This is a genomic window from Streptomyces sioyaensis (assembly GCF_004122735.1).
Taxonomy (GTDB): domain Bacteria; phylum Actinomycetota; class Actinomycetes; order Streptomycetales; family Streptomycetaceae; genus Streptomyces; species Streptomyces sioyaensis.
The window spans coordinates 1-13,979 of sequence record NZ_SDIF01000078.1; the positions used below are offsets into that span (position 1 = coordinate 1).

Consider the following 13,979-nt stretch of genomic DNA (forward strand, 5'->3'; position numbering starts at 1 on the left):
CAGCTCGGTGAGGTTCTCGTTCTCCATCGCCTTGGCGAGGCGGACGGCCTCCTCGATCCGCATCGTGTACGCGTCCTTCTCGCCCGGCTTGCGCTGGAAGGAGCAGTACGCACAGGAGGCGGTGCACACATTCGTCATGTTGAGGTGACGGTTGACGTTGAAGTGGACGACGTCGCCGTTTTTGCGCGTGCGCACCTCATGGGCGAGGCCGCCCAGCCATGCCAGGTCGTCACACTCGTAGAGGGCGATACCGTCCTCGCGGGTCAGCCGCTCCCCGGCGTGGACCTTCGCCTCCAGCTCACGCTTGAGGCCCACATCCATCGACGCAGCCATCCGTCGCCTCCAGTCTCTGCCGTATCGGTGCCGTTTCGGAGCCGGAAACGGGCTTCGACGAGCGTACTCCCCCGTAATAGAGGCGGACGGGGCCCCCTTGGCGCACCCGTCCGCTCCCGGTGTGCCGCCCGGCGACCGGGGGCTACTCGGCCTCTTCCGGCAGTTCGCCGACGCGGTTCTCCCACTTGGTGGAGAGCACGATCGTGGTGCGCGTACGGGAGACGCCCTTGGTGCCGGACAGCCGCCGGATGGTGCGCTCCAGGCCGTCCACGTCGCCCACCCGCACCTTGAGCATGTACGAGTCGTCGCCGGCGATGAACCAGCAGTCCTCGATCTCTTCGAGGTCACGCAGCCGCTGCGCGACGTCCTCGTGGTCGGTGGCGTCCGACAGCGAGATGCCCACCAGCGCGGTGACGCCGAGGCCGAGCGAGGCGGCGTCGACCGTCGCGCGGTAGCCGGTGATCACACCCGCCGCTTCGAGCCGGTTGATCCGGTCCGTGACGCTGGGCCCGGAGAGGCCGACGAGCCGGCCGAGCTCCGCGTACGAGGCCCGGCCGTTCTCACGAAGTGCCTGGATGAGCTGCCTGTCCACCGCGTCCATGCCCTCAAGCCTTCCAATCTTTACGCATTTTCGGGTTCTGCATGTAGAATCTAAGGCATACAGGGCCTAGACCCTGCGAATCTTTCAGACGATCAAAGACGATCTCAGGAGTTGTCACCGTGTACTCGATCGAGATGGCCTACGCCCGCATGCGCGAGCTGCAGGACCAGGCCAATCGTTCACGTGCCCACCGCGCCGCGGCACCGCGGGCCCGGCGCCGCTTCGGGCGCGCCGCCGCAGCCAAGCAGCGCTAGGGAGCGTCCGGGGCCTCCTCTTCCTTGGAGCCACCCCGCAGCTCCCCCTCCCATCGCCGGTACAGCCGGTGCGGCACCTCGGCCGCGTCGAGCACCCGGCCCGCGACGAAGTCCACCAGATCCTGGATGTGCGTCGCTCCCGCATAGAACGCCGGTGAGGCGGGCAGCACCACGGCGCCCGCCTCGTCCAGCGTCACCAGATGCTTCAGCGTCGGACCGTTCAACGGGGTCTCGCGCACCGCGACCACCAGCCGCCGCCGCTCCTTGAGCGTCACGCTCGCCACCCGCTGCAGCAGGTCCTTCGACAGCCCGAGCGCCACCCCGGCCACGCATGCGGTGCTCGCCGGGACGATCAGCATCCCCTTCACCGGATACGAACCCGACGAGGGCCCGGCGGCCAGATCCCCGGCCGGCCAGTACCGCACGTCCGCCAGGTCCGCCTCCGTCACCGGGAACGCCGACGGCTTGCCGTCCGCCCCCCGCGCCAGCCATTCCCGCAGGTCGGCGCGCCAGTGGGCATCCCGGAAGGCGATGCCGGTCTCGTCCAGCAGGGTCAGCCGCGACGCCCGGCTGACGATCAGGTCCACCGCCTCCCCGGCGGCGAGCAGCCCGCGCACGACGGACGCGGCATACGGTGTCCCGGACGCACCGGAGATCCCCACGACCCACGGACGGCGCCGGCCGGGGTCCTTGCTGGTGTTGTTGTGCGGCGACTCCACGGCATCGAGCCTATCCGGCGGAACCGTGGACCCCCTCACGGCCGTTCTTACCTGTGTGCCCCTCGCGGAGCCCCGCCGAGGGCCGCCCCACCGGGGGACGAGAAGGGACGGCCGGAGATGAGAGCACGCGCGAAGCCCGCGATCTTCCTGATGCTGGGCTGGGTCGCCCTGCTGTGGGTGCTGGAGGGCGTCGACGCCGCCAGCGGGGGCGCCCTGGACTCCTTCGGGATCCAGCCGCGCGAACCCTCCGAGCTGGCCGATGTGGTGCCCGCCGCCTTTCTGCACTTCGGCTTCGGCCATCTCGCGGCGAACACCCTGCCGTTGCTGCTGCTCGGCTTCGTCGCCGCGCTGCGCAGCGGGGTGCGGCGCTTTCTCGCCGTCGTCCTGCTGATCATCCTCACCAGCGGGCTGGGCGTCTGGTTCACGGCCGCGCCGGACAGCAACACCGCGGGCGCCTCCGGTGTCATCTTCGGCCTCTTCGGCTATCTCCTGGTGCGCGGCTTCATCGAACGCTCCCTCCTCGACATCGGCATCGGCCTGGTCATCGGCGCGCTGTACGGCTCGATCCTGTGGGGCGCGCTGCCGACGGACAGCCAGATCAGCTGGCAGGGGCATCTGTTCGGGCTGATCGGCGGAGTGCTGGCGGCCTTCGTCTTCCGCGAGCGCGCCCGGGCGGGTACGGCCGGGGCCACTGTCGGACCCGTCACGTAGCCTCGGAATCGAACGGGAGCCGCGGGGCGGGCACGACGCCCCGCACCACGCGGCCTCCATACACAGCAGTACTGCATACGGGGTGAGCAGACCATGTCCGACTACCACCAGCCCGGGTACGGACCGTACGGCGGCGGACCGCAGCAGCCGTACGGAGCCCCGCAGCAGGGCTGGCCCGGCGGCGCGCCCGGCGGCTACGGCTACCCCGGCCCGCAGCAGCCCGGCTACGGCGCCCAGCCGCCGTCGGCCTCGACGAGCCCCGCGATGTGGGCCCATCTCGGCACCCTGCTGATCGTCACCGCCGGCTCGGTGATGTGCTGCGGTCTGGGCGCGCTCCTGGGGTGGATCTTCCCGTTGTCCGTCCGCAACAACGAACGCCACAAGCAGGATCCGTACGTCCGCCACCACGCCACCCAGGCGATGAACTTCGGCATCACCCAGGCCATCATGGCGGCCATCGGCACGGTGCTGTACTTCGGCAGCGCCTTCATCTTCGCCGCGGTCGCCACGGAATCCCAGCGCCAGAGCTCCGGTCTGGCCGTCCCGCTGCTGACCGTCGTCGCCATCATGGGCGCGTACGGCATAGCCGGCCTGGTCTGCGCGATCATGGCCACGGTGAAGGCCACCCGCGGCGAACTGTGGAGCTACCCGCGGCTGATCGCCTGGCCGCTCAGCAAGGGCTGAGCGGCGCCCGGCGGGGCCTCGCTCCCGGACCGTCGGCCGTGGTCAGACCGTCAGCCCGCGCACCAGCAGATCCAGCAGCGCGCAGACGAAGAGCGCAATCCCGATGAACCCATTGACCTGGAAGAACGCCCGGTTCAGCCGGGTGAGGTCGTGCGGCTTCACAATCGTGTGCTCGTAGAGGAAGGCCGCCGCCACGATCACCAGCCCCAGCCAGAAGAACACGCCGGCGCCGGTCGCCAGCGCGTACCAGACGAAGAGCCCCGTCGTGACGAGGTGACAGCCGCGCGCCCCCCAGATCGCCGCCGGGATGCCGAAGCGGGCCGGGACCGACCGCACCCCGACCGCACGGTCCGTCTCCACGTCCTGGCAGGCGTAGATCAGGTCGAAGCCGCCGATCCAGACGCCGACCGCGATGCCGAGGATCACCGCCTCCCAGGACCAGGTCCCGGTGACGGCGATCCAGGCGCCGATCGGTCCCATCGCCTGGGCGAGGCCCAGGATCGCCTGCGGGAAGTTCGTGAACCGCTTGCCGTACGGATACACCACCATCGGCACCACGGCGACGGGCGCGAGCACCAGGCACAGGGAATTGAGCAGTGCCGCCGCGCCCAGGAAGACGACGAGTGCGATCAGCGCGCCGGTCCATGCCGACTTCACGGACACCGCGCCGGTGACCAGTTCCCGGTGCGCGGTGCGCGGATTGCGGGCATCGATCTCGCGGTCGATGATCCGGTTCGCGGCCATCGCGAACGTCCGCAGGCCGACCATGGCGACGGTGACGAGCAGCAGCCGGCCCCAGTGGATGGTCTTGTCCCGCTCGAACATCGCGGTCAGCGAGGCGATATAGGCGAAGGGCAGCGCGAAGACCGAGTGCTCGATCATCACCAGGCGCAGAAACGCCTTGGTCCGGCCCGGCTGCGGGATCGCCGCGGATGCGCTGGTCACGAGAGTCCGTACTCCTTCCAGCGGCGGTCGACCAGCGCCGCCGTCCGCGGGTCGGACTCGACCATCGCCGGCCAGCCCCCGTCGCGCGTATAGCCCTCCTCGGGCCACTTCTTCGTCGCGTCGATGCCCGCCTTGCCGCCCCAGAACTGCTGGTAGGAGGCGTGGTCGAGATGGTCGACGGGACCTTCGACGACAGTGAGGTCCCGGGCGTAGTCGGTGTTGCCGAGCGCCCGCCAGGACACCTCGTGGAGGTTGTGGACATCGCAGTCCGCGTCCACGACCACGATCAGCTTGGTCAGCGACATCATGTGCGCGCCCCAGATGGCATGCATCACCTTCTGGGCGTGTTTGGGGTACTTCTTGTCGATCGAGACGATCGCGCAGTTGTGGAAGCCGCCGGACTCCGGCAGGTGGTAGTCCACGATGTCCGGGACGATGATCTTGAGCAGCGGCAGGAAGAACCGCTCCGTCGCCCGCCCCAGCGGCCCGTCCTCCGTCGGCGGCCGCCCCACCACGATCGACTGGAGCAGCGGCCGCTTACGCATCGTCACACAGTCGATGGTCAGCGCCGGGAACGGCTCCTGCGGGGTGTAGAAGCCGGTGTGGTCGCCGAACGGGCCCTCGGGCAGCATCTCGCCGGGCTCCAGCCAGCCCTCGATGACGACCTCGGCGTTGGCCGGGACCTGCAGCGGCACGGTCTTGCAGTCGACCATCTCGATCCGCTTGCCCTGGAGGAAGCCCGCGAAGAGGTACTCGTCGATGTCCCCGGGCAGCGGTGCGGTCGAGGCGTACGTCACCGCCGGCGGGCAGCCGAAGGCGATCGCGACCGGCAGCTTCTCCCCGCGCTTGGCGGCGACCTGGTAGTGGTTGCGGCTGTCCTTGTGGATCTGCCAGTGCATCCCGATGGTGCGCTTGTCGTGGCGCTGGAGGCGGTAGAGACCCAGGTTGCGCACCCCGGTCTCCGGGTGCTTGGTGTGCGTCAGCCCCAGGTTGAAGAAGGAACCGCCGTCCTCGGGCCAGGTGAACAGCGCCGGGAGCCGGTCCAGATCGACCTCGTCGCCCTGGAGCACGACCTCCTGGACGGGCGCGTCCTTGACCTTCCTGGGCGGGACGTGCGTCATGCCGGCGAGCTTGCCGAACGCCTCGCGCACGCCGACGAAACCGTGCGGCAGCTCCGGCTTGAGCAGCCCGCCGATCTTGCCGCTGATCTCGTCGTACGACGTCAGGCCCAGCGCCTTGAGCAGCCGGCGGTCGGTGCCGTAGACATTCATGGCGAGCGGCATCGCCGAGCCCTTGACGTTCTCGAAGAGCAGCGCCGGGCCACCGGACTTCTGCACCCGGTCCACGATCTCGCCGATTTCCAGATACGGATCGACCTCGGCCTTGATGCGCTTGAGGTCGCCATCCCGCTCCAGTGCGCGCAGGAACGAGCGAAGATCGTCGTAAGCCATGCCGTCCAGTATCGGGTACGCACTACCCTGGACGGGTCACCGGGCCCCGTCGAGGGCCCGCCGTCACACGCAGGGGGCTCGGTTCCGCAATGCTCAGGTATCTGCCGTTCCTCCTGGTGCTGGCGCTGTGGATCTACGCGTTCATCGACTGCCTGAACACCCCCGAATCGCAGGTGCGCGGCCTGCCCAAGGTCATCTGGGTGCTCATCATCCTGCTCTTCGGCGAGGTACTGGTCGGCCCGGTCGCCTGGCTGGTCGCCGGCAGGGCCCGGCGGCCGGTCACGGGCGACGGCTCCACGCCCTCGGAATGGCACCGCAACCACCGCACCACCTGGGTGGCCCCGGACGACAATCCCGAGTTCCTCCGCTCCCTCAAGGACGAGAACAAGCAGGACGAGACCCGGCTCAAGGACTGGGAGGCCGACCTGCGCCGCCGCGAGGAGGAACTCCGCCGCAAGAACCGCGGGGCGGCGGACGGCCCCGAGGAAACTCCCTGAGCGTGCCGCCGGGCGTAGGCCGGCGGTGGGAACCCATCAGGCAACCGCATCCAGATCGGGTTTGAAGAGTCCCAGATCCCGTCGCGCACTCTCATGGAAGGCATTCAACGCAGCCATCAAATCGTCCACCCAAAAAAAGCGGTCACAGTTGGATTCGCGCGCAGCAATCAAGGCTTGCCATAGAATTTGATTCACATCTTTGGCAGCTTCAACTGCTGAAGGTTCTGCCAGGAGAATGAGCGTCTCGAAGAGAACTGACCTCCGCTTCTCCGCTTCGTTCATCGTGGCGAGCAAGGCCCTCTGGAGATCAGGATTTCCGCGTGCCTTGAGTGACTCCTTCGCAGAGTCAGCGGCTTCCTTTACGCAAGTGAGGTATTCGACATAGGTGTTCAGCTTCCGCTCGTCCCATCGCGTGGCCATGGTGCGCCGGTGCCTGGTGCGTTCAGCCACGGTCGTGGACACGTAAGAGGTCAGAGCGCCAATGAGAACACCGAGAAGCGTCACTATCTGCGTGATCATGCGGAGACCATAGCGTCGCCGCCGCAACAAGGCACCCGGCTGCGCTCCGCTCCCCCGGGCACGCTCCCGGGCCCCGCTCCGCGCCCACGCTCCTACCTTCGGCCCGCTCCGCGCAGGCTGCGCCGCGCGCCCGGCTGAGCCGCTCCCCGACCTGGACTTACCTGCTTTCGGCCGCATCTGCGAAAGCCGGACATCTGGGCTCAAGGGGCAGACGGTCGGATCGCTTGACTCTAGGCTTACGGCAGGGCCGACGGTGGGGGGCGCTTTGAGAAATCTTGATGTGGGCGAAGGAGCTCAGGGAAACAAGTCAGTCAGATCGCGGACTCCGTTGATCTTTGCAGCCGCTTGTGTCGTTCTTTTAGCCTTGGTTTCCGCCGCGCCGTTCATCCTTGAGGCCGCGGCCCCGAACTACGGCAAAAGATGGTCGATGCTGAGCGAAATTGGGCAGACGTATGCATCGATCTCGGCCGTACTTTCCGCTCTGGCCGTGGTAGGAGTGGCATACTCGCTTGTCTTGCAAGCCAAGCAAGCTCGCCTTGAGAAGTTTCAGGCCATGCGAACCTTCCAGCGCGACCTTCTTCTGATGGCGATGGAGGATGAGTCGCTGCGCCCGTGCTGGGGGCCCATGCACGGGCTTCAAGGCCAGGAGTGGCGTCAGCATACGTACAGCCGGTTGATCATGGCCTATCTGTGGATGGGGGCCGAGGCCGGAGGGATTCCCGCTGCCTCGATTCGTGCGAACGCCATAGAGATCATGAAATCGCCCCCTGGCCGCGATTATTGGCAGCGTTCGCGCGACAGGTGGAAGCTTGATGCTTGTTCCGCCCGGGAGCGGCAGTTTGTCAAAATCTTCGAGGAGGAGTTCCAGCGGCGCTCCAGCGAACCGTGAAGCCAGTCGGCGGAGTTCGTTCTTGGCTGGTGAGTGGCAGCCCAGGGGCAAGCGTGCACAGCACTGACATCTGTGGTGTCCACACCCGCCGCTGCCGGCGCGTCATCCGGCTCTGCCGCGTGGCGGCTGCCGAGCGGCTACCGGGCTGCTGCCCGAGGGGCGCCCCTGCCCGGCACCCGGGGGAACTCCGGGCCTTGGCCGCGTGTCCTGACGTGGCTTTTCAAACACGTAGAGCGAAGCGCGAACGGTCCGTCGTGCGCTGCTTCGTGTGACGTACGGGACGTAGCGGCGTCCGGCCAACTGTCAGCCGTTCACGGCCAATTGAGGCATCGTTCAGCAACCTCCCCCTGCCCGGGAAACTCAGCCACCGCCACAGTCAAGTCGGCCCACTGAGGCTCACGCGACTCAGGGAGAGTGGCACATATGCCCGACATGACCCGACGCAGACTCCTCGGCTCCGCGGCAGGCGCGGTCGGCGGCGCCGCCGCGCTGTCGCTGCTTCCGCCCAGCGTCCAGAAGGCCGTCGCCGCCGGACCCGCACGTCACGGCTCACTGCACGACGTCGAACACGTCGTCATGCTCATGCAGGAGAACCGCTCGTTCGACCACTACTTCGGCACCCTGCGCGGGGTGCGCGGCTTCGCCGACCCCAAGGCGCTGACGCTGCCGGACGGCCGGTCCGTCTTCCATCAGCCGGACGCGCAGAACCCGGACGGCTATCTGCTGCCGTTCCGCCTCAACACGCACACGTCCAGCGCCCAGGCCATCCCCTCCACCAGCCACGCCTGGTCCGTGCAGCACGAGGCGTGGAACGGCGGCAAGATGGACCGCTGGCTGCCCGCGCACCGCAAGGCCGACGGGGTCAACGGTCCGTATGTGATGGGCTATCACACCCGCGAGGACATCCCCTTCCAGTTCGCCCTCGCCGAGACGTTCACCCTCTGCGACAACTACTTCTGCTCGGTCTTCGGCCCGACCTGGCCCAACCGGCTGTACTGGATGACCGGCACCCTCGACCCGGGCGGCACCCGGGGCGGCCCGGTGCTCAACAACACCGCGCCCAAGGCGTACCGCTGGACGACCTACGCCGAGCGGCTGGAGGCGGCCGGCATCAGCTGGAAGGTCTACCAGGAGGAGGACGACTACGGCTGCAACCTCCTGGAGCAGTTCCAGACCTTCCGGGACTCCCAGCCCGGCCAGCCGCTCTACGAGCGCGGGATGCGGCCGCAGCCGGCCGGCACCTTCGAGGACGACGCCCGGGCCGACCGGCTCCCGGCCGTCTCCTGGCTGATCCCCACCAGCCACCAGTCCGAGCACCCGGACTATCTGCCGGCCGCCGGCGCCGACTACGTCGCCCAGAAGATCGAGGCGATCGCATCCAACCCGAAGGTGTGGGCCAAGACCGTCTTCATCCTCAATTACGACGAGAACGACGGGCTCTTCGACCATGTGCCGCCGCCGGTGCCGCCCCCGGGGACGAAGGACGAGTTCGTCAAGGGCCTGCCGATCGGCGGTGGCTTCCGGGTGCCGTGCCTGATCATCTCGCCGTGGACGGTGGGCGGCTGGGCCGCCGGCGAGGCCTTCGACCACACCTCGGTGCTGCAGTTCCTGGAGCGCTGGACGGGGGTCGCCGAGCCCAACATCAGCGACTGGCGGCGGTCCGCATTCGGCGACCTGACCTCGGCGTTCGGCTTCCGCCATGCGGCCCGGCGACCGCCGCGACTGCCGGACGACACCGCCGAGCAGCTGGCCGAGGCGCAGTGGGAGGTGGCGCATCTGCCGAAGCCGACGCTGCCGGGCGCCGATCAGCACCCGCCCCGCCAGGAACGGGGCCGACGCAGGCGCCGCTAGGGCACGGCCCGTGCGCCCGTCCTCGTAGGCCGTGCGCCGCTCCCCCGAAACACGACGGTGCCGTACGGAGCCGGGGCTCGTCATGAGCCCCGCGTCCCGGTACGGCACCGGTGCGGGCGGCCGGAGTCGGGCGGGCCCGGAGACCGGCGGCCCCGGAGCCCGCCGGCTCAGACCCCGGCGTAGGAGTGCAGACCCGTCACGAAGATGTTCACGCCGTAGTAGTTGAACAGGTAGCAGGCGAACGCGATCAGGCCCAGCCAGGCGGCCTTGCGGCCCTTCCAACCGGCCGTGGAGCGGGCGTGCAGATAGCAGGCGTAGCCGACCCAGGTGATGAAGGCCCAGACCTCCTTGGGGTCCCAGCCCCAGTAGCGGCCCCAGGCGGCCTCGGCCCAGATGGCGCCCGCGATGATGGTGAACGTCCACAGCGGGAAGACGGTGGCGTTGACGCGGTAGGCGAACTTGTCGAGCGAGGCGGCCGAGGGCAGCCGCTCCAGCACCGAGGTGGCGAAGGCACCGGGCTGCTTGCCCGCCGGGTCGGCGAGCTTGGCCTCGTAGCGGTCGCGGAAGAGGAACAGCAGCGTGGCGACGGCGCCGAGGTAGAGCACCGCACCGGAGAGGATCGCGCAGCTGACGTGGATCCACAGCCAGTACGAGTGCAGCGCGGGCACCAGCTGGTCGCTGGCGGTGTAGAGCACGGAGACGGCCAGCCCGAGGTCGAGCAGGACGGTGGTGACCAGCGGCAGCCCGATCCAGCGGACGTTCTTCCGGAGGGTGAGCAGCAGCAGGTAGATGCCCACCGCGACCGCGGCGAAGGTGGTGGAGAACTCGTACATGTTGCCCCAGGGGGCACGCTGTACGGACAGGGCGCGGGTGATCACGCCGCCCACGTGCAGCCCCCAGGCCAGGACGGTCAGCGAGATGGCGATCCGCCCGTAGAGGTCGCCCTTCTCCGTGCCGCCCGCGGCGCCCGGGCCGTCGGGGACGTCGCGGCTGCCGGCGGCGGACTTGGTGATGACCTTGGGGCGCTCCAGTACGGCGGTGCCGCCGCCCTGCTGTGCCACCTTGGCGGAGGCCGTCGCGGGCGCCGTGGCCTGGGAGGTCAGCGCGGCGGCGGTGCGGGCGACCTTGCTGCGGCTGCCGAACACCCACTCGCTCATGTGGGCGACGAAGGCGAGCGTATAGACCGCCATTGCCGAATAGACCAGCAGGTTGCTGTTGTGCGCCAGTGTCTCGTTGGCGGCGGCAGCGATGTTCACGCGCGCGCTCCTTCGGAGGGTTCAGCAGGACCGTCAGAGTCAGTGGGCTCCGCGGGGTCTTCGGAGCCGGAGCCGGCAGCGGGGGCCGGCTCGGGCTGCGGATCGGATTCCGGGCCGGTCGCGGCGTCGGAGCCGGTCGTCGGGGCATCCGGGCCGGTCGCGGCGTCCGGGACGAGCGGGGCGTCGGGCTCCAGCGCCGCGGCGAGATCGCCGAGTTCCTCCGGCAGCCGCGGCGACTCGCTGCGGCCGAGGCCGGCCATCTCGACGACGGTCACCCCGTCCGCACCCGGTTCGGCCCGGACCCACACCCGGCGCCGCTGGATGAACAGCGAGCCGGCCAGGCCCAGCAGGGCGGCGACCGCGCCGGCCAGCGCGAGGCCGTTGCCCGGCTGGTGGGTGATCTTGAAGCTGGCCCAGTTCTTGATGCCGGTGAACTGGATGCTGCCGTCGCCGTTCGGCAGCTTCATGGTCTCGCCGGGCAGCATCATCTTGGCGAGCGGGGCGCCCTTGACCTTGTACTGCTTCAGATACTTCTTCTGCAGCTGGTAGACGTTCTGCGGCAGCCCCGAGTCGACGCCCAGATCGCCGTGGTAGGCGGTCAGCGTCAGCACCGGGTAGTCCAGCGCGGGGAACTGGGAGAACATCGACCCGGACCCCTTGCCGCCGAACGTCGGCACGAAGAAGCCCTGGAAGCCCAGCTGATTGCGCTTGCCGTCCTTGGTCTGCGCGCCCGGCACCTTCACCACACCGGTCGAGGTGAGGTTCTTGGGATCCTGCGGGAGGAAGGGGACCGCGCCCTGGTAGACGACCTTGCCGCGGCCGTCCTTGACGGTCACCTCCGGCGCGTAGCCGTGCGAGAGCAGGAAGACCTTCGAACCCGCGATGTCGAGCGGGGTGTTCACCTCGACCGCCCTGCGGTGCTCCTTGCCGTCCGCCCCGGTGTAGTACGTCAGATGGGCGCGGAAGGTCCGCGGGGTGCCCTTCTGGGGGCCGCTGCGCTCGTAGGTCGCCTCGAACTTGTTCAGGGTGAAGCCGAAGGGCTCCATGGTGTCGGTGTCGAAGAAGGCGCCCGACTTGAAATCGTCGAACTGCGTGAGGCTGTTGGCGAAGCCGTCGCCCTCGGTGACCAGCTTGCCGCCCTCGGACTTCCACAGGCTGCCGACGGCGAACGCCACCAGCATCACGATCAGCGCGACGTGGAAGACGAGGTTGCCGGCCTCGCGCAGATAGCCCTTCTCGGCGGCGACGGCGGTGCCGGCCCGGTGGGCGCGGAACCGCCGCTTCTTCAGCAGCCGCTGGGCCGCACCGAGGACCTCCTCGGGCGCGGCGTCGGTGCGCCAGGTGGTGTACGCGGGCAGCCGGGTCAGCCGGCGCGGGGCGCCCGGCGGGCGGCCGCGGAGCTGTCCGACGAACTGCCAGCTGCGCGGCACGATGCAGCCGATCAGCGAGATGAACAGCAGCAGATAGATCGCCGAGAACCACACCGAGCTGTAGACGTGGAACATCCCGAGCTTGTCGTAGATGTCGCCGAGGGTGGTGTGGTCGGCCTTGAACTGGTCGACCTTGACCGGGTCGATGCTGGTCTGCGGAATCAGCGAGCCGGGGATCGCACCGATCGACAGCAGGAAGAGCAGCAGCAGCGCCACCCGCATCGAGGTCAGCTGCCGCCAGAACCAGCGCACCCAGCCGATCGGGCCGAGCGAGGGGAGGGTGACCTCCTCCTGGGGCGCGGTCGAGAGCTGGGATCCGGCGGCGCCGAGATCGCTGCCCGGATCGGCCGCGGGGCCCGGCTCGCGGGGGGTGTCGGTCTTGGTGGACATCAATCAGATCCCAACGGTGGAGCTTTGCGCCCAGCTCTGCAGGTCGGACATCAGGCTGTCCCAGATGCCGGTGACGAGGAGGATGCCGAGCGCGACCATCATGCCGCCGCCGATCCGCATCACCCACTGATAGTGCCGCTTGACCCAGCCGAAGGCCCCGAGCACCCGGCGGAAGGCCAGCGCGACGGCGATGAACGGCAGGCCCAGGCCCAGGCAGTACGCCACGGTGAGCAGGGCACCGCGCGCGGCGCTGGCATCGTAGAACGTCAGGGTGCTGACGGCGGCGAAGGTCGGTCCCAGGCAGGGCGTCCAGCCGACGCCGAAGAGCACCCCGAGCACCGGCGCGCCGGCCAGCCCCATGGCGGGCTTCATGTGGAAGCGCAGCTCGCGCTGTCCGAAGCGCTGCAGCACGCCGGCGAACGCCAGCCCGAGCAGGATCATCAGCACGCCGAGGACGCGCGAGATGACGTCCCGGTACTCCAGCAGGGTCTTGCCGGCGAAGCCGAAGAGCGCGCCGCCGGAGACGAAGACGGCGGTGAAGCCGAGGACGAAGAGCGCGGCACCGGCCAGCATCCGCCCGCGCCGGGCCTCACCGAGGTCGGTGCCGGTGACGCCGGTCACATACGACATGTAGCCCGGCACCAGCGGCAGGACACAGGGCGAGAAGAACGAGACGAGCCCGGCGAAGAGCGCGATGGGGACGGCGGCGAGCAGCGTGCCGTTGAGGACGGTCTGGTTTTCCGCGGCGGCGGCGAGCGCGATCACGTGATCACTTCTCGGCGAGCAGCGGGGCGATCATCTTGCGCAGCTCGTTCTCGGCGAGCGGGCCGATCGACCGGGCGGCGATCTTGCCCTGCCGGTCGATGGCGATCGTGGAGGGGATCGACTGCGGGTTGAGGCTGCCCTTGGGGAAGCGCAGCATCAGCCGGCCGGTCGGGTCGAACAGGCTCGGGTAGGGCACCTTGTGCTCTTCCTCGAAGCTGGTGGCCTGCGACTTCTGGGAGTCGCGGGTGTTGATCCCGATGAACTGGACGCCCTTGCTCTTGGTGTCGTTCGCGACCTTGGCGAAGTTCGGCGCCTCGGCGATACAGGGGCCGCACCATGATCCCCAGACATTGAGGATGACGACCTTGCCCTTGTAGGCGGCGACGTCCAGCTTCTTGCCGGTGGTGGTCTCACCGGAGAGGTCGGGCGCGGGCTGCCGCTCGTCCTTCTTGACGGTGTCGATGCCGTTCTTGCCCTGGACGAAGCGGGTCTGCGCCGAGCCGCCGGAGGCGCCGTCGCCACAGGCGCTCAGCGTCAGCGAAGCGGCCGCGGCACCTGCGGCGAGCAGGGCGAGACGGCGTCGGCTCGTGAGGCGGCGTGGGACGCGGCAGGCACTCATGTGAAAAGTTTCGCATGGGCCAATTACGGATCTTCCGCGCCCCCCTCCGACGGCCCGCCGCGTCC

The 13,979-nt window shown here is 69.0% G+C and carries 15 protein-coding genes and 1 pseudogene; 6 read left to right on the forward strand and 10 right to left on the reverse strand.

The window, feature by feature from the left end; genetic code table 11:
- Both EST54_RS23325 and EST54_RS23330 read right to left on the reverse strand, forming a co-directional pair.
- A pseudogene (locus EST54_RS23325) lies at window positions 1-321 on the reverse strand (aminofutalosine synthase MqnE); the annotation flags it as partial.
- Window positions 322-475: 154 nt separating this feature from the next.
- Complete coding sequence (locus EST54_RS23330; RefSeq protein WP_086716013.1) at window positions 476-934, reverse strand: Lrp/AsnC family transcriptional regulator; 459 nt, start codon at window positions 932-934, stop codon at window positions 476-478.
- Between the two features lie 119 nt (window positions 935-1,053).
- Between EST54_RS23330 and EST54_RS35960 the strand changes: the two genes are divergently transcribed.
- Complete coding sequence (locus EST54_RS35960; RefSeq protein WP_275416123.1) at window positions 1,054-1,188, forward strand: hypothetical protein; 135 nt, start codon at window positions 1,054-1,056, stop codon at window positions 1,186-1,188.
- On the opposite strand, the gene EST54_RS23335 is transcribed toward EST54_RS35960, so the two are convergent.
- The gene (locus EST54_RS23335; protein ID WP_129249681.1) at window positions 1,185-1,907 is read right to left on the reverse strand and encodes a UbiX family flavin prenyltransferase; all 723 of its coding nucleotides are present in this window, start codon (window positions 1,905-1,907) and stop codon (window positions 1,185-1,187) included. The two genes, EST54_RS35960 and EST54_RS23335, sit on opposite strands and share 4 nt — an antisense overlap.
- 117 nt (window positions 1,908-2,024) lie before the next feature.
- Here EST54_RS23335 and EST54_RS23340 point away from each other — a divergent pair, with 117 nt between their 5' ends.
- Both EST54_RS23340 and EST54_RS23345 read left to right on the forward strand, forming a co-directional pair.
- Complete coding sequence (locus tag EST54_RS23340; RefSeq protein WP_129249682.1) at window positions 2,025-2,618, forward strand: rhomboid family intramembrane serine protease; 594 nt, start codon at window positions 2,025-2,027, stop codon at window positions 2,616-2,618.
- 93 nt (window positions 2,619-2,711) lie between these two features.
- The gene (locus tag EST54_RS23345) at window positions 2,712-3,302 is read left to right on the forward strand and encodes a DUF4870 domain-containing protein (RefSeq protein ID WP_129249683.1); all 591 of its coding nucleotides are present in this window, start codon (window positions 2,712-2,714) and stop codon (window positions 3,300-3,302) included.
- A gap of 42 nt (window positions 3,303-3,344) precedes the next feature.
- Here EST54_RS23345 and mqnP read toward each other — a convergent pair whose 3' ends face one another.
- Window positions 3,345-4,247 (reverse strand): menaquinone biosynthesis prenyltransferase MqnP, encoded by a 903-nt coding sequence (gene mqnP, locus EST54_RS23350; RefSeq protein ID WP_129249684.1) that lies wholly within the window; start codon window positions 4,245-4,247, stop codon window positions 3,345-3,347.
- Complete coding sequence (locus tag EST54_RS23355; RefSeq protein ID WP_129249685.1) at window positions 4,244-5,698, reverse strand: menaquinone biosynthesis decarboxylase; 1,455 nt, start codon at window positions 5,696-5,698, stop codon at window positions 4,244-4,246. Before EST54_RS23355 ends, mqnP begins: the two co-directional genes overlap by 4 nt.
- Before the next feature lie 89 nt (window positions 5,699-5,787).
- On the opposite strand from EST54_RS23355, the gene EST54_RS23360 reads away from it, so the two are divergent.
- Window positions 5,788-6,195, forward strand: coding sequence for a PLD nuclease N-terminal domain-containing protein (locus tag EST54_RS23360; RefSeq protein ID WP_129249686.1), 408 nt, complete (start codon window positions 5,788-5,790; stop codon window positions 6,193-6,195).
- Window positions 6,196-6,231: 36 nt separating this feature from the next.
- On the opposite strand, the gene EST54_RS23365 is transcribed toward EST54_RS23360, so the two are convergent.
- The gene (locus EST54_RS23365) at window positions 6,232-6,714 is read right to left on the reverse strand and encodes a hypothetical protein (protein ID WP_129249687.1); all 483 of its coding nucleotides are present in this window, start codon (window positions 6,712-6,714) and stop codon (window positions 6,232-6,234) included.
- A gap of 328 nt (window positions 6,715-7,042) precedes the next feature.
- On the opposite strand from EST54_RS23365, the gene EST54_RS23370 reads away from it, so the two are divergent.
- Window positions 7,043-7,603: a DUF6082 family protein gene (locus EST54_RS23370; protein ID WP_129249688.1), complete on the forward strand. Its 561-nt coding sequence runs from the start codon at window positions 7,043-7,045 to the stop codon at window positions 7,601-7,603.
- A 423-nt stretch (window positions 7,604-8,026) separates the two neighbouring features.
- On the forward strand, window positions 8,027-9,454 hold the full coding sequence (locus tag EST54_RS23380; protein ID WP_129249689.1) for an alkaline phosphatase family protein: 1,428 nt from the start codon (window positions 8,027-8,029) through the stop codon (window positions 9,452-9,454).
- Window positions 9,455-9,621: 167 nt separating this feature from the next.
- On the opposite strand, the gene ccsB is transcribed toward EST54_RS23380, so the two are convergent.
- The 4 genes from ccsB to EST54_RS23400 are packed head-to-tail and all read right to left on the reverse strand — an operon-like array spanning window position 9,622 to window position 13,914.
- A complete protein-coding gene (gene ccsB, locus EST54_RS23385) occupies window positions 9,622-10,710 on the reverse strand; it encodes a c-type cytochrome biogenesis protein CcsB (RefSeq protein WP_129249690.1) in 1,089 nt (362 codons plus the stop codon).
- Window positions 10,707-12,530: a cytochrome c biogenesis protein ResB gene (locus tag EST54_RS23390; protein ID WP_129249691.1), complete on the reverse strand. Its 1,824-nt coding sequence runs from the start codon at window positions 12,528-12,530 to the stop codon at window positions 10,707-10,709. The genes ccsB and EST54_RS23390 overlap by 4 nt, the downstream gene beginning before the upstream one ends.
- A gap of 3 nt (window positions 12,531-12,533) precedes the next feature.
- The gene (locus tag EST54_RS23395; protein WP_129249692.1) at window positions 12,534-13,295 is read right to left on the reverse strand and encodes a cytochrome c biogenesis CcdA family protein; all 762 of its coding nucleotides are present in this window, start codon (window positions 13,293-13,295) and stop codon (window positions 12,534-12,536) included.
- A 4-nt stretch (window positions 13,296-13,299) separates the two neighbouring features.
- Window positions 13,300-13,914, reverse strand: coding sequence for a TlpA family protein disulfide reductase (locus EST54_RS23400; RefSeq protein ID WP_129249693.1), 615 nt, complete (start codon window positions 13,912-13,914; stop codon window positions 13,300-13,302).
- Window positions 13,915-13,979 lie beyond the last annotated feature (65 nt).